Raw genomic sequence first — 22,345 nt, forward strand, 5'->3', positions numbered from 1 at the left:
AAATATGCGGGCTAATTTATTTTAATTGGGGTGAAGGCAATTAAGATCATAGAAATCGATCCGACGGTCGAATTGCCGATTAATTTCCGGACTATCTACGATGCCTGGAACGCGCTCCCCAAATCACCCGTTCTGCCGCTGGAATCTGCATTCTCTCTGGAATTTGTTCCACCGAGGTTATTACCGTGGTCTGTCCTCGTCGACATCGAGCATGATCCCATGGACTTCAGATTTCGTTTCTGGGGCACGGAACGCACAAATTTGATCGGTGTGGAAATGACCGGCAAACTGCTTTCCAATATTGCCGACGAAACCATGCGAGAAGGTAACCGGGATGAATACGAAGACGTCTTCAGACGCCGTAAGGCCGTGCTGTGCCATACCCCCATCGTGGCCCGCTCGGGCATCGAATCATCCAGGCTGTCCATTCGTCTACCGTTGAGTGTCGATGGAGAAAATGTTTCCAGGATTTTTTCAGCCGTGGATCCGGACTCCATCAACGAAGATCATTACGCATATTACGGCACATCCCCGAAGCGAGGAATTTAGGTGTGAGCAGAAGCGAAAAAATAACTTTTACCGGCGCGCTGGGCGATGAACTGGCGGCACGACTCGATTCACCGGATGGTAAGGTCAGGGCTTACGCCCTGTTTGCACACTGCTTTACCTGCACCAAGGATATATTTGCCGCCAGCCGAATCGCCGAAGGTCTGACGGCACACGGGATTGCCGTATTGCGTTTCGACTTCACCGGGCTTGGCGCCAGTGAAGGCGAGTTCGCCAACACAAACTTTACCTCGAACGTTGGTGATCTGGTCGCCGCAGCGGGCTATATGCGCGAGCATTTATCGGCCCCGAAAATCCTGATCGGTCATTCCCTGGGCGGTGCCGCTGTCCTTGCCGCCGCGCCTGAAATTGCAGAAGTCGAGGCCGTGTGTACCATCGGCGCGCCGGCAGACCCTGGCCACGTTGCCAACAATTTCGGCGACGACATCAAGAAAATCGATGCCGAAGGCGAAGCTGACGTCACACTTGTCGGCCGTCCGTTCCGTATCAAAAAACAGTTCCTGGACGATATCCGCGCACAGAAGCTCAAGGACATCGTCGCCCGCCTCGGCCGCGCACTGCTGATTTTTCATTCACCTGTCGACAATATCGTCGGCATCGAAAATGCCCAGGAGATCTATATCGCGGCGAAGCATCCAAAAAGTTTCGTGTCGCTGGATAATGCCGATCACCTGCTTTCGAAACGCACCGATGCCGTTTATTGCGCCAACGTCATTGCTGCCTGGGCGGAGCGATATATTGAGGCAGATGTCGAAGCGGACAGCGAAGTTGACGTGCCTGCGGTAGCGGATGGAGTCGTCGTGCAGGAAACGGGGCAGGGCAAGTTTGCCAATATCATATCCGTTGGCGGACGACACTTGCTGCATGCCGACGAACCGCTGAGTGTCGGCGGCAACGACAGCGGACCGTCACCCTATGACTACCTGATGGCCGCCCTTGGCAGTTGTAAGGCCATGACCATGCGTATGTATGCCGAGCGCAAGGGGTGGCCGCTTAAGCAGGCTCGGGTAACACTGCGCCATGATAAAATTCACGCCGAGGATTGTGCCACCTGCGATACCGAAAAAGGCATGGTCGACCGGATAGACGCCGAAATCGCGTTGAGTGGCGATCTATCCGCAGAGCAGCGCCAAAAGATCTTCGAAATCGCCGAACGCTGTCCTGTGCATCAAACGCTGACCCACGAAATCAGCCTCACGGCCAAACTTTTCGAATAGCCCGGGGCTATGCCCACAAGCGACCGGTGGAACCGAGAATGACCGTGATCAGGCCAAGAACGAGATTGATCGCGACGATCTTGCGGATGCGCTCAAGATTATGCCGCGCATCATCCCAGTTCTCACCCGCAACTGCGGTCCTGAAGGCCGCATACGGTTTCATATAAAGATAGATGAACAGGACAATCATCAGCCATCCGGTTCCGTGCATCCAGTGGATGTGAAGGCCAGCGCCGGTAAACCCGCCGAAATCGATGAATATCTGCCAATAACCGGTTGCCGGAATCACCACCACGGCGATCCAGACCCAATAAAAGAAACGCCCGAAGACACGATTCCACAGCTTGAGCCGCTCGGGCGGTGGTTCGATCGCAGGGACGCTTGGCCGCAATACCTGATAGGCGAAAAACATACCGCCGACCCAAACGACGGCAAACAGGGCATGCAAGCCCAACATAAATGGTGACAGTTCGATCATTTGGCAGCCCTTTCAAGTTCATGGGCGAGGGCACGGATTTCATCCGCAGCCTGCGAAGACGGCTCGCTTTCCGTGACTCCCATACCATCCATCATGGAAGCGGCGAATGCGACACGGTTGCCGAGCGTATTTGTCGTCAATTTAAGATCATTCTGCCCGAGCAGACCCTGCACCGCTTCAACCAGACGCGAACGCGGCGGCACACGGTTGAGGACCAATCGCACATCGGTCCCCTGATCCTTGGCAAAACTTGCCGTCGGTGTTGTCGCCCAGACATCCATGGGTGAGGGCTGCACGGGTATAACGACCAGATCGGCGGCGCGCATGGCGTTCTTGGTTTCGGTTTCGGCATGCGGCGGGCAATCGATGAGGACGATATCGAAATCATTCTTCAGTCGGTCGAGTTCGGTGCCGACGCGCCACCCGGATACATCGCTGAGGCGGATAGCAGCCAGATCGCGGCTGTTGGCTTCACGGAGCGCATGCCATGCCGTCAGGCTCGACTGTGGATCGATATCCATCAGGGCGACGCGGCGGTTGTTGGCCCAGGCAACGGCCAATTGAGCTGCCAGCGTGGTTTTGCCTGCGCCGCCTTTCTGTTGCGCGACGGCAATGATACGTGCGGGCATCGTTCGTTCCTTCATCCGGTCGCGCTGCCGTTGATTTCGGCAGTGCACAATAACAACCTTAATGGGGGTGCCGGTTTCCCTCAATGCCTGAGCGCGAGGAAATAGCATCAACCAAGAAAAAAGCCGTAAATCACAGCACGTCTTTAGCAAGTGCGAAACTGGGTGTACGATTCCCCCATGTACGGGAATGCACTCTTGAGCGTGGCGCAAATGGGCGCCGCCGACCGGGCCGCGATCAAAGGCGGTGTCGCCGGTCTGTCGCTGATGGAACGCGCAGGCAGGGCAGTTGCCGAACGCGCCCAGCGGCTTGCCGGAAAACGGCCGATCGTCGTGCTGTGCGGTCCCGGTAACAATGGCGGTGACGGCTATGTCGCCGCGCGGTACCTGAAAAACCGGGGTTACAGGGTGCGCATTGCCGCCCTCGGCGATCCGGAAAAGCTCTCCGGCGATGCACTGGCCAATTACAGGCGCTGGAACGGCACCGTCGAGCCGCTGGCGCCGATGGTCCTCGAAGAAGGCTGCATTATCGTCGACGCCTTGTTCGGCGCCGGTCTGGCCCGCGAAATCGAAGGCGTTTGCGCCCATGTGCTGAATGCAGCGGCGGCGCTTGAACTCCCCGCCATCGCGGTCGACCTGCCGAGCGGGATTAACGGCGATACCGGCGCCGTCATGGGCTGCGTGCTGCCGGCACTGGAGACCGTTACATTTTTCAGAAAGAAACCTGGGCATCTGCTGTATCCGGGCCGGGGCACGTGCGGCGGCATTCATGTCGCCGACATCGGTATTCCGCCCGGTGTCCTGCATGACATCCAACCGGAAATTTTCGAAAACACGCCTGCGATTTGGTCCGCAAACGTTTTCGCAGGCCATCGCCCGACCCGGCATAAATATGACCGCGGCCATGTGATCATTGCCGGGAGCGCCGTCATGCCGGGCGCCGCGAAACTGGCCGCCCGCGCCGCGCGCCGGGCGGGTGCGGGGTTGGCAACATTATCGGTGCCGGAACCGGCGCTCGGTATTTATCTTGCCGGCGATCCCGGCAATATCGTCGAAGCCCGGCATGATTTTCAAGAAACCCTCGCCGATCCGCGCCGCAACACGGTCCTTGTTGGCCCCGGCATCGGTGTCGGCGAGGAAGCACGAGGCCTGGTACTTCAGGCACTCGCCGGCGGCGCGCGCTCGGTCGTGCTGGATGCCGATGCCCTGACGTCCTTCAGCGATGCGCCGAAATCCCTGTTCAAGGCCATCCGTGGCCCTTGCGTCCTGACTCCGCACGAAGGCGAATTCCGCCGTCTGTTCGCGTTTGAAGGCGACAAACTGTCGCGCGCCCGCGCCGCCGCCAAGCAATCCGGGGCAATCATCGTCCTGAAAGGGGCAGATACCGTGATCGCCGCACCGGATGGACGTGCCGCCATCAATGCCAACGCACCTGAATGGCTAGGCACTGCCGGGGCAGGGGACGTGCTGGCCGGCATCATTGCAGGTTTCCTGGCCACCGGCGCCCCTGCGTTCGATGCGGCAGCGGCGGGTGTATGGTGTCATGGCAAGGCTGCATCGTACATCGGACTCGGTCTCATCGCTGAAGATATCACCGAGGCCTTGCCTCAAGTGTTTACAGACCTAGACTGCGGCTGACACATACGAAGCCGCCTTGAAATCGGCACATAATAAAGGCAATTTACCGGCATGGATGGTGAACCGACTAGTTTTCTGGACCGCACGATCAGCAATCTCCGCGACGGCTGGCGGGCGATTGCGGGTTCGGGATATGACATATCGACCGCCATGGCACGGCCCGATCTGCCGGACTCAGATATCGAGACGCTACGCAAGCAGATGCTGGCCTGCCTCAACAACAAGGGCGGCGAAGTCTCAGCACGCGCCGAAGCAGCAAAGCTCGGGCAGGTTTATCTGGCGCTCGACGAAACCGGCCGCAAACGCTTCCTCAGCGTGCTTGCGCGTGAATTCGACACCGATCCCGCCCAGGTCGACGCCGCCATGGACGCGGTACAACTGGCCGATGACGACAACGACCGCCGCGACGCCGAATATCTGTTGCGAAAAGCGCTGGAAGCACCACGCACCAAGCTGCTGACGCAATTCAATGCACTGCCGGACGGGGTTAAGTTCCTCGTCGATATGCGTGCCGAACTGCTGCGGTTCTCCAGGGAAGATCAGGCCCTGAAAGCGCTGGAGCGCGATCTGCGCGCTATTCTCGTTTCCTGGTTCGATGTCGACTTCCTCGAATTGCGGCTGATTTCCTGGGACAAGACGCCGGCGACCATTCTCGAAAAACTGATTGCCTACGAGGCGGTTCACGCCATCGCCAGCTGGGACGACCTGAAGAACCGTCTCGATTCCGATCGCCGCTGCTTTGCATTTTTCCATCCGCGCATGCCTAACGAGCCGCTTATTTTTGTCGAGGTTGCACTGGTCAACGGCATTGCCGGAAACGTTCAGGAACTTCTGGATGAACATGCACCGGTGCAAAATTCCAGTGAAGCCGACACGGCGATTTTTTATTCCATCTCGAATGCACAACAGGGGCTTGCCGGTATCAGTTTCGGAAACTTCCTGATCAAGCGCGTCGTCGGCGAATTGCGCGAGGAATTCGAGAATCTCAAAACCTTCTCGACCCTGTCGCCGATCCCGGGTTTCCGTAAATGGCTGGATGGCCTGTTCGCTGCCGGTGATCCGAAGATCCTGCTGCCTGCCGAACGCAAAGCGCTCAAGGCCGTCACAATCAAGGACACCGGCCTCAAAGGTGTCGTGAAGGAAACCCTCAACGATCCGAACTGGTTCCATGATGAAAAGCTCGCAGAGGCACTGAAATCGCCGCTATTACGTCTTTGCGCCCGTTATCTGGTTGAGGAAAAGCGCCGTGAAGGCCGTGCGGCCGATCCGGTTGCGCATTTCCATCTTTCGAACGGCGCTGCCATTGAGCGTATCAACTGGCTTGGGGATACAGCATCCAACGGCATCAAGCAGTCCGCCGGCATGATGGTCAATTACGTCTATCACCTCGGCAAGATCGAGGATAACCACGAAGCATACAGTGCTCGCGGCAAGGTTTCGACATCCAGTACTGTACGGGCACTCCTCAAAGGCTGATCGTTGGCGCCTATAAGCCCTTAAATTCTGCCGTTTCCTTGCGATTGACAGTGTAGGCTAAATAAGTAGAGTGTCGCACCGCTTCGGGGCGGGGCGCTTTGGGCACATTTGCCCGTGGTGAACTCGGGCGGGCGTGGTGGAATTGGTAGACACGCAGGTTTTAGGTACCTGTGACGTAAGTCGTGGGGGTTCAAGTCCCTCCGCCCGCACCAAATTTTACCCATGCGCCGGCCACCCGATGCGACGCGGTAAGTACCGCGAGTTGTCATAAACGTATGAATGTCTGGAAATCCGATGCAGGTCACTGAAGTCAAATCCGAAGGTCTGAGCCGCGAATACAAAGTCGCGCTCCCGGCAAAAGAAATCGAAGAGAAGGTGTCGCACCGTCTCTCTGAAATTGCCAAAACCGCCAGCCTGCCGGGCTTCCGTCCGGGCAAGGTGCCGGTCTCCTTGCTGCGCAAACGCTACGGCCCGTCCGTCATGGGCGAAGTGCTCGAAAGCGCCGTTTCGTCTTCCGCCGAACAGGCGATTGCCGAGAAGGGCGTTCGCCCGGTCGGCCAGCCGCAGTTCGAAGTGACGTCGTTCGAAGACGGCAAGGACCTCGAATACACCATGACCTTTGAGATTCTGCCGGAAATCACGTTGCCTGATTTCGCCAAGATCAATGTCGAACGCATGGTACCGAAGGTCGAGGAAAAGGACGTCGAGGAAACGCTGCAGCGGATCGCCGACGCCAACAAAACCTCCGACCCGATCAGCGGGAATCGCAAATCAAAATCCGGCGACATTGTCGTGATCGATTTCATCGGCAAGGTCGACGGCGAAGCATTCCCGGGCGGTTCAGCCGAAGGCTACAACCTGGAACTCGGTTCCGGTAACTTCATCCCGGGCTTCGAAGACCAGCTTGTCGGCGTGGCCGCAGGCAGCGATGCCGAAGTGAACGTCAAATTCCCTGACGAATACGGTGCGGCCGAACTGGCTGGCAAGGATGCCGTGTTCGAGGTCAAGGTCACGGAAATCCGTGAAACCAAGCCGTCGCCGATCGACGACGAACTGGCGAAGCTGGCGGGTGCCGAGAATCTTGAAAAGCTGCGCGACATGATTCGCGAAGAACAGGGCCGCGAGTTCAAGGAATATGGCCGCATGCTGGTCAAGCGCCGCCTAATGGACAAACTCGCCGACATGATTGATTTCGAAGTCCCGCCGCGTATGTCCGAGCAGGAATACAATTCCATCATCCACCAGTGGCAGCATGAACAGCATGGTTCCGACGCCCAGCATGGCGATGCACACGACCACGAAGAAGCGCACAAGATCGAACCCGACAAGGCACAGGCCGACGAGTTCAAGGAAATCGCCGACCGCCGTGTCCGCCTTGGTCTTTTGCTGAATGAAATCGGCCGCACTAACAATATTCAGATCGGCCAGGACGATCTGAACAAGGCGATGATGAACGAAGCGCGTAAGTATCCGGGCCAGGAACAGCAGGTCATGGAATACTTCAAAAACAATCCGCAGGCGCTCGAACAGGCCGCGGCGCCGATGTACGAAGACAAAATCATCGATTTCATTCTTGAAATGGTCAAAGTCACCGATAAGACGGCAACCATGGAAGAACTGATCAAAGAGATCGAAGCCGAGAACGAAGCCGAAGAGACAAAGCCCAAGAAAGCGGCGCCGAAGAAAAAAGCTGCGGCCAAAAAGGACGATGACGACGACAAGCCGAAAAAGAAAGCGGCACCGAAGAAAAAAGCCGCCGCCAAAAAAGACGAAGGCTGATTCCTTATCTGAGGGGCGCCGGAACGATCAACGGGACCGGGGTAAATCCCCGGGACCGGTATTTCTGACTGGATGGCATTCTGCAACTCCGCCCTTGCATGGCGGGGCTTCGGGGATTATCTCGGAACGACAAGTTACACAAGGAGAGACGCGGAATGTCTAACGCTATGGACACCTACATGAACACGCTGGTGCCGATGGTTGTCGAAACGACCAATCGCGGCGAGCGTGCTTACGACATTTATTCGCGCCTCCTCAAGGAACGCATCATTTTCCTGACCGGTGCCGTCCATGATGAAGTAGCGAGCCTGGTTTGCGCTCAGTTGCTGTTTCTGGAATCCGAAAACCCGGACAAGGACATTTCGTTCTATATCAATTCACCGGGTGGGGTCGTGACCTCGGGGCTCGCGATCTATGACACCATGCGGTACATCCGTCCCGACGTATCCACGGTTTGCATCGGTCAGGCCGCCTCCATGGGGTCGCTCCTGATGTGCGCCGGCACCAAGGGCAAGCGCTATGCGCTACCGAATTCGCGGATCATGATCCATCAGCCTTCGGGCGGTGCACAGGGTCAGGCGACGGACATCGAAATCCAGGCGCGCGAGATTCTGAAGTTGCGCGAGCGTCTGAACAACATGTACGTCGAGCACACCGGTCAGAAGCTTGATGTCATCGAAAAAGCCGTCGAACGCGACACCTTCATGAGCGCGGATGAAGCCAAGACATTCGGCCTGATCGATGAAGTCGTCGCCGAACGTCCGCGCCCTGAAGAAGATAGCTGACGGGATTTAAAGGCTTGCGGGTGCGTTTTAATGGCGCGGCGCTAATATCCATCCCTGCCACAGGCAGGGATATTGGGGATTGTACGGCCCCACTCGCGGCGAGTAACATAACGATTCTGAATTAGTATCGGATCAAGGAGTCCAAATGAGCAGCAAGTCCGGCAGTGGTGGAGACGCAAAGAACACGCTTTATTGCTCGTTCTGCGGCAAAAGCCAGCACGAAGTCCGCAAGCTGATCGCCGGCCCGACCGTATTCATCTGCGATGAATGCGTCGAGTTGTGCATGGACATTATCCGTGAAGAGCACAAAACCAACCTGGTGAAATCGGGCGAGGGCGTTCCGACGCCGATGGACATCTGCCAGGTGCTCGACGATTACGTCATCGGCCAGAAACGCGCCAAGCGCGTTCTCTCGGTTGCCGTGCACAACCACTACAAGCGGCTCGGCCACGGCGGCAAGTCCAACGATGTCGAACTGGCGAAGTCCAATATCCTGCTGATCGGTCCGACCGGTTGCGGTAAAACGCTGCTGGCGCAGACGCTGGCGCGGATACTCGATGTGCCGTTCACAATGGCAGATGCCACGACGCTGACCGAAGCCGGTTATGTCGGTGAAGACGTCGAAAACATCATTCTCAAACTGCTGCAGTCCGCCGACTATAACGTCGAGCGCGCACAGCGCGGCATTGTCTATATCGATGAAGTCGACAAGATCAGCCGCAAATCCGATAACCCGTCGATTACCCGCGACGTATCCGGGGAAGGCGTTCAGCAGGCTTTGCTGAAAATCATGGAAGGTACCGTTGCTTCGGTGCCGCCACAGGGGGGCCGCAAGCATCCGCAGCAGGAATTCCTGCAGGTCGACACGACGAACATCCTGTTTATCTGTGGCGGTGCATTTGCCGGTCTCGACAAGATCATCGCCGGCCGCGGCCGTGGGACCAACATCGGCTTCGGTGCAGACGTGCGTGGTCCCGAAGATCGTCAGACAGGTGAAATCCTGGCCGAAGTCGAGCCAGAGGATCTGCTGAAATTCGGACTTATTCCAGAATTCGTCGGTCGTCTCCCGGTCATTGCGACCCTGGAGGACCTGGATGAAGAAGCCCTGATTGAAATCCTCACCAAACCGAAAAATGCATTGGTGAAGCAGTATCAGCGGCTGTTTGAAATGGAAGACGTCAGCCTGACGTTCCGTGAAGAAGCGCTCGAATCGGTCGCCAAGAAAGCGGTAGAACGCAAAACCGGTGCACGCGGATTACGCTCGATCATGGAAAATATCCTGCTCGACACGATGTTCGATCTGCCGGGTCTGGATGGAGTCGAGGAAATCGTCATCAACGAGGACACCGTCGATGACGGCGCACCGCCGTTGTTCATCTATGCCGACCGTAAAAACGACATGGAATCCTCGGCTTCCTGATTAGCTTCCTGTTTTCAGGGATTTAGCCTTACCGATCCGATTATTCGGCCGTTTTCGCATGTCGATTTACAGGTAAACCGCTATCACGCGCATGGCCGGTATGACCGGGATTTCACAGCGGCAAATCCAGTTCCGTATTAACCGCAATATATACCGTTAGCCCTTGCACAAAAGGGGTAAACGGCCCACTTTTTAGGTAATCAGGCACATCGTCGGAATTCCGCAAGGGACGGGGATTGCGGTGTTTTCCGAACTAAATGGAGCGAATGTATGACCACGAACGAACAAAAAGATCAAAAAGAAGATTTTCCGGTTTTGCCGCTGCGCGACATCGTTGTTTTCCCACACATGATCGTCCCGCTTTTCGTCGGCCGGGAGAAGTCCGTGCGCGCCCTCGAAGACGTCATGAAGGACGACAAGCAGATTCTGCTCGTGGCCCAGAAAAACGCCGCCGATGATGACCCCGGAAAAGACGAGATTTACCAGATCGGTACGGTATCAACGGTTCTGCAACTTCTGAAGTTGCCCGACGGGACGGTTAAGGTTCTGGTCGAGGGTATTCAGCGCGCTCGTATCGAGGATTTTACCGAAACCGAGCAGTTTTTTCAGGTCGAGGCGAGCCGCCTGACCGAGCAGCTGGGCGATGAGCGCGAGCTTGAAGCGATTTCACGCTCGGTCGTCAACCAGTTCGAAAGCTACATCAAGCTGAACAAGAAGATCCCGCCGGAAGTTCTGGTGTCGTTGAACCAGATCGACGATCCTTCGAAACTGGCCGATACCGTTGCTTCGCATCTGGCGATCAAGATTTCCGAGAAGCAGGAGCTTCTTGAAGTCGAAAGCGTGATTGAACGCCTTGAGCGCGTGCTCGGCTTCATGGAAGCCGAAATCGGCGTGCTTCAGGTTGAGAAGAAAATCCGCAACCGTGTCAAGCGGCAGATGGAGAAAACGCAACGCGAGTACTATCTGAATGAGCAGCTCAAGGCGATCCAGAAAGAACTCGGTGAAACCGACGATGGCCGCGATGAAACCGCGGAAATCGAGGAGAAAATCGAAAAGACAAAGCTGAGCAAGGAAGCCAAGGAAAAAGCCCTGGCCGAGTTGAAAAAGCTCAAAAGCATGTCGCCGATGTCGGCCGAAGCAACCGTTGTGCGGAACTATCTCGACTGGATGCTCGGCATCCCGTGGAAAAAGCGCACACGTGTTAAAAAAGACATCAAGATCGCCCAGGAGGTCCTGGATGCCGATCACTACGGCCTGGAAAAGGTCAAGGAACGGATCGTTGAATACCTTGCCGTGCAACAGCGTACCAACAAGGTGACCGGCCCGATCCTCTGCCTCGTCGGGCCTCCGGGTGTCGGCAAGACCTCGCTTGGCAAATCCATCGCGGAATCGACCGGACGTAACTTTGTCCGCATGTCGCTCGGCGGTGTGCGTGATGAGTCGGAAATCCGCGGTCACCGCAGGACCTACATCGGTTCCATGCCGGGCAAGATCATCCAGTCGATGAAGAAAGCAAAGTCCTCCAATCCGTTGTTCCTGCTCGATGAGGTCGACAAGATGGGGAATGACTGGCGTGGCGATCCGGCGTCGGCGCTACTCGAAGTTCTCGACCCCGAGCAGAACACGAACTTCAACGATCATTATCTTGAAGTCGATTACGATCTGTCGGATGTCATGTTCGTCACCACGGCGAATACCCTCAACATGCCCGGGCCGTTGCTCGACCGGATGGAGATCATCCGTCTTTCCGGCTACACCGAGCATGAAAAAGTCGAAATCGCCAAACGCCACCTGCTTCCGAAGCAAATGGAAAAGCACGGCATCAAGGATGGTGAGTGGTCAATTTCCGATAACGCGCTTCTGCACCTGATCCGTTACTACACACGCGAAAGCGGTGTACGTAACCTTGAGCGTGAATTGTCGAACCTGATCCGTAAGGCGCTCAAGGAAATCCTGATGGGCGAGGCTACTGACGTGAAAGTCACGGTCCAGAACATCGACAAGTACGCCGGTATCAAGAAATATCGCTTTGGCGAAATCGAAGCTGAAGATCTGGTCGGCGTCGTGACGGGCCTTGCCTGGACCGAGGTCGGCGGGGAACTGCTGTCCATCGAATCCATCATGGTACCGGGCCGCGGCAAGATGACAATCACCGGGAAACTCGGCGATGTCATGCAGGAAAGCATTCAGGCTGCCAAATCCTATGTGCAATCCCGTGCGCACACTTTCGGTATCCGCCCGACTTTGTTCAATCAGCGCGATATCCATGTGCACGTGCCGGAAGGCGCGACGCCGAAAGACGGTCCGTCCGCCGGCGTCGGCATGACGACATCCATCGTGTCCGTGTTGACGGGGATTCCCGTGCGCAAGGAAGTCGCAATGACCGGCGAAGTCACGCTGCGCGGTCGCGTCCTCGCAATCGGCGGCTTGAAAGAAAAGCTGCTGGCAGCGTTGCGGGGTGGAATCAAGACCGTGCTCATCCCGCAGGAGAACGAAAAAGACCTCGCCGACATCCCGGACGTCGTTAAGAAGGGACTTGAGATCGTTCCCGTAACGACCGTCGATGAGGTTCTGGAGCGCGCACTTTCCAAACCGCTTACACCAATAGAATGGTCTGAGGAAGACGACGCGAAAGCTGCTGCGCTCGCAGCCCAGACCCCGGACGAAGCAACAACGGCCAACGGTTTGGTGAAGCACTAAACTTCAATCACGATGCAGAACAATTCAGGGCGCGCTCTTCGGGGTGCGCCCTTTTTGCTGGGCACAAGCTGATACCAGCCAATGCATAAAATTGTAAGGAAACGAATCGGAGTCCCGGATTCACGTGTTTTCCGCAGAAATCCGCGCTTTCACAACCATATCGGCATGTTTTGTGAAAATCATCGTTAATAATTGCTCCGAAATAATGCTTTGTTTACCGTAGGTTACGCTGTAGCCCGCAAAAAACCGCAGAAATCTGCGGCTTCCAAGGGGTGTTGAATTGACGCTGTGAGAGCGCTGGCACTAGATTCATCGCGAGAGCCGCACTCTGGAGAGCGATAAATTTTCGTTTGGGAGGCGGATGTAAGTTTTAACTTAAAACCTTGTAAAAGGGGGCATGAGCCGTGAATAAAAATGATCTTGTCGCCGCTGTCGCGGATTCTGCGGGCCTGACGAAAGCCGACGCAGCCAAAGCCGTCGACGCGGTGTTTGATAACATCAGCAGTTCTTTAAAAGGTGGTGGTGAAGTCCGTCTTGTCGGCTTCGGCACGTTTTCCGTTGTTAACCGGAAAGCAACCACCGGCCGCAATCCGCGGACGGGTGAAACGATTCAGATCCCGGCCTCGAAGCAGCCGAAGTTCAAAGCCGGTAAAGGTCTTAAAGACGCCGTCAACTGATCGACGTCAAAATTCCTTGCGAAGACGCCGGCCCACGTGGTCGGCGTTTTCTTTTATATTTCCCGTTCAGCCCTTGCCGTCCCTGACTCTGCAAAGTATATGGAGCCCATAGGGCGGTTAGCTCAGCTGGTAGAGCATCTCGTTTACACCGAGAGGGTCGGCGGTTCGAACCCGTCACCGCCCACCATTTCCCTTATTTCAGTTCAAAATTATCTACGTATTCACCGTAGCTTGGGATAGCTGCCAGAAGGCTGCTATGATTCATTCGTTTCTGAATGAAAGTTCATTTATGTCAGATACTTTTCAATGTCTCGAAGCCGGCACGATACATGATTGCCGGCTCCCCACCACAATAGCTTTAAAGGAATACTGGGAATCGAAATACGCGATTGAGAATCGGACGCCCCGATACAAAGACGTCAATCTGATGGATCTCTACAAGGTTGCGCGCTTGATGTTCGTCAAAGACGTCGTCGATGATGGAGAAGACTTCGTCAACCGGTTCTGGGGCACTGAATTAAGTAGCGTTCTAGGGATGGAACTGACGGGGGTTTTGGTCAGCGAATATCAGCCAGAGGAAAGAAGTAAAATCCTGCTGACGCGCTACCGGCAAATGGTCAAAGACAGGCAACCTGTTTCACGCCGCGCCATAATCAAGCACCTCGTGGAAAAAGAATTCGTTACTTATGAAGTGCTGCACGTGCCGTTTCTCGATCCCGACGGCAAGAATGTCAGCCATATCATGGCTGTGTATGCGTTCAATTTCCCGCTTGATGAATAAGCACCGGCATTAATTCAAAGAATGTTCTCCCGGGCGTTATGACGCCGCTTGACACCCCGATAGGGGTGCTTTAGATCATCGCTTCCGCCAAGCGCAGTCAGCCTTGGCGATCCCTGGCAAGGGGGTGTAGCTCAGTTGGTTAGAGCGCCGGCCTGTCACGCCGGAGGCCGCGGGTTCGAGTCCCGTCACTCCCGCCACTTTCCAAATCATATTTTTCACTGTTCAGCCTTGGCAGGTATCGACTTTCGCCATGATTTCGAAGACAACCGCCGTCGCGTAGCTGTTTATATGCAACTGCGAAAAAAACCGATCCGGCAGGTCGTTAGGGCATTGAAAAATAGGACCTTGTGAGGCATACCTTAAACGCCTACCGTTGACTTAATTCGTGATGCCCGCACTGGGCTAATACGAGCCATTGACCGGTAAAAAACCGGGGAGAGAAAACTTTGGAAGGCTTATTAAGCGAGTATCTTCCGATCCTGGTTTTTCTGGGGATCGCCACCGCCATCGCCTGCATCGCGGTTTTGGGGTCATTTATCGTCGCACCGCAGCGTCCTGACGCCGAGAAATCTTCCGCTTATGAATGTGGCTTCGAAGCTTTCGAGGATGCGCGTCACAAGTTCGACGTACGTTTTTATCTGGTGGCGATCCTGTTCATCATCTTTGATCTCGAGGTTGCATTCCTGTTCCCGTGGGCGATTTCGCTGGGCAACATCGGCGTTTTCGGCTTCTGGTCGATGATGGTTTTCCTCGGAATCCTGACCATCGGATTCATTTACGAATGGCGTAAAGGAGCGCTCGAATGGGAGTAAGCAACACAGCCCACAATGAGCCGGCGCCGCTGCCACCGGGCGAAGAACAGGACGCCATCCTGCGTCAGGTAACCGGTGAACTGCATGACAAGGGGTTTGTCATCGCGTCTGTCGACAAACTGGTCAACTGGGCACGTACCGGCTCGCTCTGGCCGATGACCTTCGGTCTGGCCTGCTGCGCCATTGAAATGATGCATGCCTATGTCAGCCGTTACGATCTCGACCGTTTCGGCGTTGTCCCGCGCCCGAGCCCGCGCCAGTCCGACGTGATCATCGTCGCCGGTACGCTCACCAACAAAATGGCCCCTGCATTCCGCAAGGTCTATGACCAGATGGCGGAACCGCGATATGTCATTTCAATGGGATCGTGCGCCAACGGCGGCGGCTATTATCACTATTCATATTCTGTAGTTCGCGGCTGTGACCGGGTCGTGCCTGTTGATATCTATGTTCCAGGCTGCCCGCCGACTGCCGAAGCGCTGGTTTACGGCGTGATGCAACTGCAGAAAAAGATTAAACGCACCGGAACCCTGTTCCGCTAACGGCTCACGAATAACAACGCACGGATCATCATGGATCAGGTTCTACAGGAATTGGGCGGTTATATCCGGGACACCCTTGGTGACTCGGTTGAGGACGTCAACGTGCGTCTTGGACAGCTCACGGTCGAAATCAGACGCGATGATGTGTTGAAAGTCCTGAAATTCCTGCGTGATGACGCAAACTGCCAGTTTTTGACGCTGCTGGATGTTTGCGGTGTCGATTATCCCGATGACGATGAGCGGTTCGAAATCGTCTATCACCTGCTGTCGATGACCCATAACAACCGTATTCGCGTCAAACTGCGCACGGACGAAGATACCCCCGTCGATAGTGCAACCGGGCTGTTCAGCGCCGCCAACTGGTGGGAGCGCGAAGTCTGGGACATGTTCGGCGTAGCCTTTAACAACCACCCGGATCTTCGCCGGATACTGACCGACTACGGTTTCGAAGGCCATCCGCTGCGCAAGGACTTCCCGCTGACCGGTTATGTCGAAGTCCGTTATGACGACGAACAGAAGCGGATTGTTTATGAGCCGGTCAAACTGACCCAGGAATACCGCTCCTTCGACTTCCTGAGCCCTTGGGAAGGCGTGCAGCGCATGCTGCCGGGCGACGAAAAGGCCGAAGACGCCACCGAAGAGGAGGCGAAATAATGGCCGAAACCCAGATCAAGAACTACAACATCAACTTCGGCCCGCAACACCCTGCGGCGCACGGCGTGTTGCGCCTGGTCCTCGAAATGGACGGCGAGGTTGTCGAACGTGCCGATCCGCATATCGGTCTGCTGCACCGGGGCACGGAAAAGCTGATCGAGAACAAGACCTATGTGCAGGCCGTCGGCTACTTCGACCGCCTCGATTATTCATCGCCGCAGTGTCAGGAACATGCCTTTGCGCTTGCCACCGAGAAACTGCTGGGGATCGAGGCTCCCGCGCGCGGGCAGGCGATCCGCGTTCTGTATGCGGAAATAGGGCGGCTTCTGAATCACCTGATGAATATCTGCGCCTTCGCGATGGACGTCGGCGCCATGACGCCGATGCTGTGGGGCTTCGAACACCGCGAAAAACTCATGGAATTTTGCGAACGGGCCTGCGGTGCACGCATGCACATGCATTATTTCCGTCCCGGCGGCGTGGCCATGGATGTGCCTCAGCAGTTGCTGGACGACATTTATGAGTGGTGCCCGAGCTTTCTTCAGATCTGTGACGATATGGAAAGCCTGCTGACGGAAAACCGCATCTTCAAGCAGCGCACTGTCGATATCGGCGTGATCAACGCCGAGCAGTGTCAGGACTGGGGGTTTACCGGCGCCAACCTGCGGGCATCCGGGATTGCCTGGGACCTTCGTAAATCCCAGCCTTATGACGGCTATGAAAAATACGATTTCCAGATTCCCGTCGGCAATAACGGCGACTGCTACGACCGCTATCTGGTGCGCATGCTTGAAATGCGAGAAAGCATTAAGATTATGCGCCAAGTGATTGAAAACATGCCAATTGGCCCCGCCAAGTCCATTGATCACAAGATCACGCCACCCTCGCGCGGCGACATGAAGCATTCGATGGAATCGCTAATTCACCACTTCAAGCTCTATACCGAGGGCTTCAAGGTGCCGGCCGGCGAAACCTATACAGCCGTTGAAGCACCGAAAGGCGAGTTTGGCGTCTATCTGATATCGGATGGCTCCAACAAACCGTACCGCTGCAAGATCCGCGCACCCGGCTTTGCCTCTCTGCAGGCGACGGAGTTCATTTCCAAGGGGCATATGCTGGCCGACATCGTCGCCAACATCGGCTCCGTCGATGTCGTATTCGGGGAGATCGACCGATGAGCGATGCACCTGAAACCTTCGAGTTCACTGCCGACAGCAAGGCCAAGGCCGATGCCGTGATCGCCAAATATCCTGAAGGGCGCCAGCGCTCGGCCGTAATGCCGCTTCTGGATATTGCACAGCGCCAGTGCGGCGGCTGGCTGCCGATGCCAGCCATCGAACATGTCGCCGATTACCTGAGTATGCCGGCGATCCGGGTGCTGGAAGTCGCATCGTTCTATACGATGTACAACCTGAAACCGGTCGGGAAGCATTTCGTGCAGGTCTGCACGAACCTGCCGTGCTGGCTGAACGGCTCCGATAACATCATGCGCGCCTGCCAGAACAAGCTCGGCATCAAATCCGGCGAAACCACCGAGGACGGCGAATTCACGCTGCTTGAAGTGGAATGCCTGGGGGCCTGCGTGAATGCGCCGATGATGCAGATCAACGATGACTATTACGAGGATCTGGACAGCGAAGCGACGGCACAAATTCTCGACGACCTGCGGGCCGGCAAACAGCCGAAGACGGGCTCCCAGCTTGAGCGCCATACCTGCGAGCCTCTGGGCGGGCTGACAAGCCTCGCGCATCAGGAAGAGCTTCGCGCACAGAAAGTCTCCGAAAAGGGGGATAACTGATGCTTAAAGACGCCGATCGCATCTTTACGAATATTTACGGGCTTGAAGACGTTGGTGTTTCGGGCGCGCGCAAGCGCGGCGACTGGGACAATACCAAAAAGTTGATCGAGCTTGGCCGCGAGACGATCATCGAGCAGGTCAAGGGATCGGGCCTGCGCGGACGAGGCGGCGCCGGATTCTCAACTGGCATGAAATGGTCGTTCATGCCGAAAGAAGTCGGCGAGCGCCCGCATTATCTGGTGATCAATGCCGACGAGGGCGAACCCGGCACCTGCAAGGACCGCGAGATCATGCGTAACGATCCGCACAAGCTGATCGAAGGCGCACTGATCGCGAGTTTCGCGATGCAGGCGCACGCGGCGTATTGCTATGTCCGGGGCGAGTTCTTCCGCGAGACGGAAGCCCTGCAGCGGGCCGTCGATGAAGCTTATGAAAACGGCCTGATCGGTGACAATGCATGCGGCACGGGCTGGAAATTCGATTTCTACATCCACCGTGGCATGGGGGCCTATATCTGTGGCGAGGAATCGGCGCTGATCGAAAGCCTGGAAGGCAAGAAGGGCCAGCCGAGGCTGAAGCCGCCGTTCCCGGCCAACGTCGGAGTCTGGGGCTGTCCGACGACGGTGAATAACGTCGAAAGCATCGCCGTGGTGCCGACGATCCTGCGCCGGGGTGCGGAATGGTTCGCCGGCATCGGCCGTCCGAACAATACCGGCACCAAGCTTTTCAATATCTCCGGACACGTCAACAAGCCGTGCACCGTCGAGGAAGAAATGGGCATTCCGCTCAAGGAACTGATCGAAAAACATGCCGGCGGCGTACGCGGCGGCTGGGACAACCTGCTGGCGATTATTCCGGGCGGTGCATCGGTGCCACTGCTGACGCAGGAAATGAGTTCGACGGTCCTGATGGACTTTGATTCCCTGAAAGAAATGCGATCCGGGCTCGGCACCGCTGCCGTCATGGTCATGGACAAGTCGACCGATGTGATCCGTGCGATTACGCGGCTGTCGCGCTTCTATATGCATGAAAGCTGCGGACAGTGCACACCGTGCCGCGAGGGATCGGGCTGGATGTGGCGCATGATGGAGCGTATCTGCGCCGGCGATGCCACACCGGCTGAAATCGATCTTCTCGAAGAAGTCACCAAACAAGTCGAAGGCCACACGATCTGCGCACTGGGCGATGCGGCGGCGTGGCCGATCCAGGGTCTTATCCGTCAGTTCCGTCCGTTGATGGAACAACGCGGCGCCGGGCAACAGCCCGCAGCGGCCGAATAACGCAGGAAGGTAAGGACAACCGATGCCGAAGCTGACCATTGACGGTAAGGAAGTCGAAGTCGACGCCGGATTGACGGTCCTGCAGGCTTGCGAGCAGGTGGGGATCGAAATTCCGCGTTTCTGCTACCACGAACGCCTGTCGATCGCCGGTAATTGCCGTATGTGTCTGGTGGCCCTTGAGCGGGCGCCGAAGCCCGTTGCATCGTGCGCGATGCCCGTCGCCGACGGTATGGTCGTGCACACCAACACGCCGGAAGTGCATAAGATGCGCAAAGGCGTGATGGAATTCCTGCTGATCAACCACCCGCTCGATTGCCCGATCTGCGATCAGGGCGGTGAATGTGATTTGCAGGATCAGGCCATGGGCTACGGTCTCGATCATTCGCGCTACAAGGAAAACAAGCGCGCCGTCGAAGACAAGGAAATGGGGCCGCTGATCAAGACGATCATGACACGCTGCATTCACTGCACGCGTTGCGTCCGCTTCACCACTGAAATCGCCGGCATCACCGACATGGGTATGCTGTTCAGGGGCGAGCACGCCGAGATCACGTCTTATCTTGAAAAGGCCGTCGATTCCGAGCTTTCCGGCAATGTCATCGATCTTTGTCCGGTCGGTGCGCTGACGTCGAAACCGTATGCCTTCGTGGCGCGGCCCTGGGAACTCAAGAAAACCGAAACAGTCGACGTCATGGACGCGCTCGGCTCGAACATCCGTGTCGATGCGCGCGGCTCGGAAGTCATGCGCATCCTGCCGCGCCTCAACGAAGACGTGAACGAGGAATGGATTTCCGACAAGACGCGTTTTGCCTGTGACGGCCTGCGTCGCCAGCGCCTCGACAAACCGTATGTGCGCAAGGACGGCAAACTTCAGCCGGCAAACTGGGACGAGGCGTTCGCGGCTATCAAGGCCAGGGTCGATGGCCTCGCCGGATCGAAAATCGCCGCCATCGCCGGAGATCAGGCCGATTGCGAAGCAATGGTGTCGCTCAAGGCGCTGATGAGCAATCTTGGGTCCGCCAATATGGACTGCCGTCAGGACGGATCGCAGATTGATCCGTCACTGCGCGCCGCCTACATCTTCAATTCCTCAATCGCCGGGATCGAACAGGCGGATGCGCTGCTGATCGTCGGGGCCAATCCACGCCTCGAAGCCGCCGTCTTGAATGCCCGCATCCGCAAACGCTTCATGGCAGGTGATTTCCCGATCGGTGTGATCGGCGAAGCCGCCGATCTGCGCTATGACTACGAACATCTCGGCACCGGTCCCGATGACCTGAAGGCGGTTCTCGGCGCCAAGTCGGCGTTCGGCAAAATCCTCAAGAAAGCCAACCGGCCGATGATCATCGTCGGACAGGGGGCACTGGCCCGTGAAGATGGCGCCGCCATCCAGGCGATCACGCACGAGATCGCCGAGGCTTACGGCATGATCGACAAATCGTCGGGCTGGAACGGCTACAATATTCTGCATACCGCAGCATCGCGCGTCGGCGGTCTCGATATCGGTTTCGTGCCGGGCGCGGGCGGTCTGGCCACGAATGAGATCGTTGCCGCTGCCGGGAAGGGGGATATCGACGTCCTTTACCTGCTGGGCGCCGATGAAATCGACATGAACGCGCTCGGCAATGCCTTTGTCATCTATCAGGGGCATCATGGCGATGCCGGTGCGCACCGTGCCGATGTGATCCTGCCGGGGGCTGCCTATACGGAAAAGAATGCAACCTGGGTCAATACCGAAGGCCGGGTGCAACTGGGCCGTCTTGCGGCATTCCCGCCGGGCGATGCGCGTGAGGACTGGACCATTATTCGTGCGCTTTCGGATGTGCTCGGTAAAACAATCGCGTTGAATGACCTCAGGGCCGTTCGCGGCAAACTGGTCGAAGCCAGTGCAAACTTCATGAATATCGACACCGTCGTACCGGCGCCATGGGGCGCATTCGGCACGGCCGGTGACATATCCACTACACCTTTCCAATCTCCGGTCACGAATTTCTATATGACCGATCCGATCAGCCGGGCCTCGGAAACGATGGCCAAGTGCACCGAAACGTTCTCGGGTGCCCAGGAAATGAAGACCGGCACCGATGGCTGAGCTTTTCGAAACCCATATCCTGCCGGTCATCTGGCTTTTGGCCAAGATCGTCGCCATCGTCGCGCCGGTCATGCTATCGGTCGCCTATCTGACGCTGTTCGAGCGCAAGGTCATCGGCGCCATGCAACTGCGCAAGGGTCCCAACGTGGTTGGCCCGTTCGGCCTTCTGCAGCCGATCGCCGATGGTGTGAAACTGTTCCTCAAGGAAACCATCGTGCCGACAGGCGCCAACCGCGGCGTCTTTATCGCGGCACCGATGATTACCTTCATTCTGGCGCTGGTGGCATGGTCGGTAATTCCGTTCGATGCCGGCATGGTGCTGGCCGACATCAACGTCGGCATCCTGTATCTGTTCGCAATTTCGTCACTCGGCGTGTACGGCATTCTGATGGCCGGATGGGCGTCTAACTCCAAATACGCGTTCCTGGGCGCCATGCGTTCGGCGGCACAAATGGTGTCGTACGAAGTCTCGATGGGGCTGATCATCATTACCGTGCTGCTGTGCGCCGGGTCTTTGAACCTGTCGGCAATCGTCGAGGCGCAGCGGGACGTCTGGTTCGTCATACCGCTGTTCCCGATGGCGGTGATCTTCTTTATCTCGACCCTGGCGGAAACCAACCGCCACCCGTTCGACCTGCCCGAGGCCGAAGCCGAACTGGTCGCCGGTTACAATGTCGAATACTCGGCAATGACGTTCGCGCTGTTCTTCCTCGGTGAATACGCCAACATGATCCTTATGTCGGCGATGACGTCGGTGCTGTTCCTGGGGGGCTGGCTGCCACCGATGGATATTGCGCCATTGAACTGGATACCGGGACCGATCTGGCTGGCGCTGAAAATCGTTTTCTGTCTGTTCATCTTCGTGTGGGTGCGCGCGACGTTCCCGCGTTACCGTTATGACCAGTTGATGCGGCTGGGCTGGAAGGTCTTCCTGCCGCTTTCACTGCTCGCTGTTGCGGTCGTCTCCGGCGTGCTGGTCGCTTTTGATCTGGCACCGGTGCTGTAAGTATGGAAAGAGGCACA

20 protein-coding genes and 3 tRNA genes are annotated in these 22,345 nt (G+C 56.8%); 21 read left to right on the top strand and 2 right to left on the bottom strand.

What is annotated here, in order from left to right; genetic code table 11:
- Positions 1-30 precede the first annotated feature (30 nt).
- Both L2D14_11265 and L2D14_11270 read left to right on the top strand, forming a co-directional pair.
- Positions 31-549 carry a hypothetical protein gene (locus tag L2D14_11265; protein ID WNJ98450.1) on the top strand — a complete coding sequence of 173 codons (519 nt, stop codon included), beginning with the start codon at positions 31-33 and terminating at the stop codon, positions 547-549.
- A gap of 2 nt (positions 550-551) precedes the next feature.
- Complete coding sequence (locus L2D14_11270) at positions 552-1,784, top strand: bifunctional alpha/beta hydrolase/OsmC family protein (GenBank protein WNJ98451.1); 1,233 nt, start codon at positions 552-554, stop codon at positions 1,782-1,784.
- Positions 1,785-1,791: 7 nt separating this feature from the next.
- Here L2D14_11270 and L2D14_11275 read toward each other — a convergent pair whose 3' ends face one another.
- Both L2D14_11275 and parA read right to left on the bottom strand, forming a co-directional pair.
- The gene (locus tag L2D14_11275; protein ID WNJ98452.1) at positions 1,792-2,262 is read right to left on the bottom strand and encodes a CopD family protein; all 471 of its coding nucleotides are present in this window, start codon (positions 2,260-2,262) and stop codon (positions 1,792-1,794) included.
- Positions 2,259-2,891 carry a ParA family partition ATPase gene (parA, locus tag L2D14_11280; GenBank protein ID WNJ98453.1) on the bottom strand — a complete coding sequence of 211 codons (633 nt, stop codon included), beginning with the start codon at positions 2,889-2,891 and terminating at the stop codon, positions 2,259-2,261. Before parA ends, L2D14_11275 begins: the two co-directional genes overlap by 4 nt.
- A 201-nt stretch (positions 2,892-3,092) precedes the next feature.
- Here parA and L2D14_11285 point away from each other — a divergent pair, with 201 nt between their 5' ends.
- From L2D14_11285 to nuoH, 19 genes are all read left to right on the top strand, one after another.
- Positions 3,093-4,526 carry an NAD(P)H-hydrate dehydratase gene (locus L2D14_11285; protein WNK01679.1) on the top strand — a complete coding sequence of 478 codons (1,434 nt, stop codon included), beginning with the start codon at positions 3,093-3,095 and terminating at the stop codon, positions 4,524-4,526.
- Positions 4,527-4,577: 51 nt separating this feature from the next.
- Positions 4,578-6,002, top strand: a complete 1,425-nt coding sequence (locus tag L2D14_11290; GenBank protein WNJ98454.1) for a malonyl-CoA decarboxylase — start codon at positions 4,578-4,580, stop codon at positions 6,000-6,002.
- Positions 6,003-6,129: 127 nt separating this feature from the next.
- Positions 6,130-6,214 (top strand) — tRNA-Leu (locus L2D14_11295).
- An 82-nt stretch (positions 6,215-6,296) separates the two neighbouring features.
- The gene (gene tig / locus L2D14_11300; protein ID WNJ98455.1) at positions 6,297-7,781 is read left to right on the top strand and encodes a trigger factor; all 1,485 of its coding nucleotides are present in this window, start codon (positions 6,297-6,299) and stop codon (positions 7,779-7,781) included.
- Between the two features lie 155 nt (positions 7,782-7,936).
- Complete coding sequence (gene clpP / locus L2D14_11305) at positions 7,937-8,566, top strand: ATP-dependent Clp endopeptidase proteolytic subunit ClpP (GenBank protein WNJ98456.1); 630 nt, start codon at positions 7,937-7,939, stop codon at positions 8,564-8,566.
- Between the two features lie 145 nt (positions 8,567-8,711).
- Complete coding sequence (gene clpX / locus L2D14_11310) at positions 8,712-9,986, top strand: ATP-dependent Clp protease ATP-binding subunit ClpX (protein ID WNJ98457.1); 1,275 nt, start codon at positions 8,712-8,714, stop codon at positions 9,984-9,986.
- Between the two features lie 270 nt (positions 9,987-10,256).
- On the top strand, positions 10,257-12,686 hold the full coding sequence (gene lon / locus L2D14_11315) for an endopeptidase La (GenBank protein ID WNJ98458.1): 2,430 nt from the start codon (positions 10,257-10,259) through the stop codon (positions 12,684-12,686).
- Positions 12,687-13,090: 404 nt separating this feature from the next.
- On the top strand, positions 13,091-13,363 hold the full coding sequence (locus tag L2D14_11320; GenBank protein WNJ98459.1) for an HU family DNA-binding protein: 273 nt from the start codon (positions 13,091-13,093) through the stop codon (positions 13,361-13,363).
- Positions 13,364-13,474: 111 nt separating this feature from the next.
- Positions 13,475-13,550: transfer RNA gene (locus L2D14_11325), tRNA-Val, on the top strand.
- 102 nt (positions 13,551-13,652) lie between these two features.
- Positions 13,653-14,144, top strand: a complete 492-nt coding sequence (locus L2D14_11330) for a PAS domain-containing protein (protein ID WNJ98460.1) — start codon at positions 13,653-13,655, stop codon at positions 14,142-14,144.
- 120 nt (positions 14,145-14,264) lie between these two features.
- A tRNA-Asp gene (locus tag L2D14_11335) sits at positions 14,265-14,341 on the top strand.
- A gap of 249 nt (positions 14,342-14,590) precedes the next feature.
- Complete coding sequence (locus L2D14_11340; GenBank protein WNJ98461.1) at positions 14,591-14,956, top strand: NADH-quinone oxidoreductase subunit A; 366 nt, start codon at positions 14,591-14,593, stop codon at positions 14,954-14,956.
- Entirely contained in the window at positions 14,947-15,498 is a 552-nt protein-coding gene (locus L2D14_11345; GenBank protein WNJ98462.1) for an NADH-quinone oxidoreductase subunit B family protein, read from the top strand. Before L2D14_11340 ends, L2D14_11345 begins: the two co-directional genes overlap by 10 nt.
- A 30-nt stretch (positions 15,499-15,528) precedes the next feature.
- A complete protein-coding gene (locus L2D14_11350) occupies positions 15,529-16,152 on the top strand; it encodes an NADH-quinone oxidoreductase subunit C (protein WNJ98463.1) in 624 nt (207 codons plus the stop codon).
- Positions 16,152-17,330, top strand: a complete 1,179-nt coding sequence (locus tag L2D14_11355; GenBank protein ID WNJ98464.1) for an NADH-quinone oxidoreductase subunit D — start codon at positions 16,152-16,154, stop codon at positions 17,328-17,330. The genes L2D14_11350 and L2D14_11355 overlap by 1 nt, the downstream gene beginning before the upstream one ends.
- Positions 17,327-17,950: an NADH-quinone oxidoreductase subunit NuoE gene (nuoE, locus tag L2D14_11360; protein ID WNJ98465.1), complete on the top strand. Its 624-nt coding sequence runs from the start codon at positions 17,327-17,329 to the stop codon at positions 17,948-17,950. Before L2D14_11355 ends, nuoE begins: the two co-directional genes overlap by 4 nt.
- Positions 17,950-19,230 carry an NADH-quinone oxidoreductase subunit NuoF gene (nuoF, locus tag L2D14_11365; protein ID WNJ98466.1) on the top strand — a complete coding sequence of 427 codons (1,281 nt, stop codon included), beginning with the start codon at positions 17,950-17,952 and terminating at the stop codon, positions 19,228-19,230. The genes nuoE and nuoF overlap by 1 nt, the downstream gene beginning before the upstream one ends.
- 22 nt (positions 19,231-19,252) lie before the next feature.
- Complete coding sequence (gene nuoG, locus L2D14_11370; GenBank protein ID WNJ98467.1) at positions 19,253-21,322, top strand: NADH-quinone oxidoreductase subunit NuoG; 2,070 nt, start codon at positions 19,253-19,255, stop codon at positions 21,320-21,322.
- A complete protein-coding gene (gene nuoH, locus L2D14_11375) occupies positions 21,315-22,328 on the top strand; it encodes an NADH-quinone oxidoreductase subunit NuoH (protein ID WNJ98468.1) in 1,014 nt (337 codons plus the stop codon). Before nuoG ends, nuoH begins: the two co-directional genes overlap by 8 nt.
- Positions 22,329-22,345: the final 17 nt, after the last annotated feature.

Source organism: Thalassospiraceae bacterium LMO-JJ14, assembly GCA_021555105.2.
Classification (GTDB): domain Bacteria; phylum Pseudomonadota; class Alphaproteobacteria; order Rhodospirillales; family Casp-alpha2; genus UBA4479.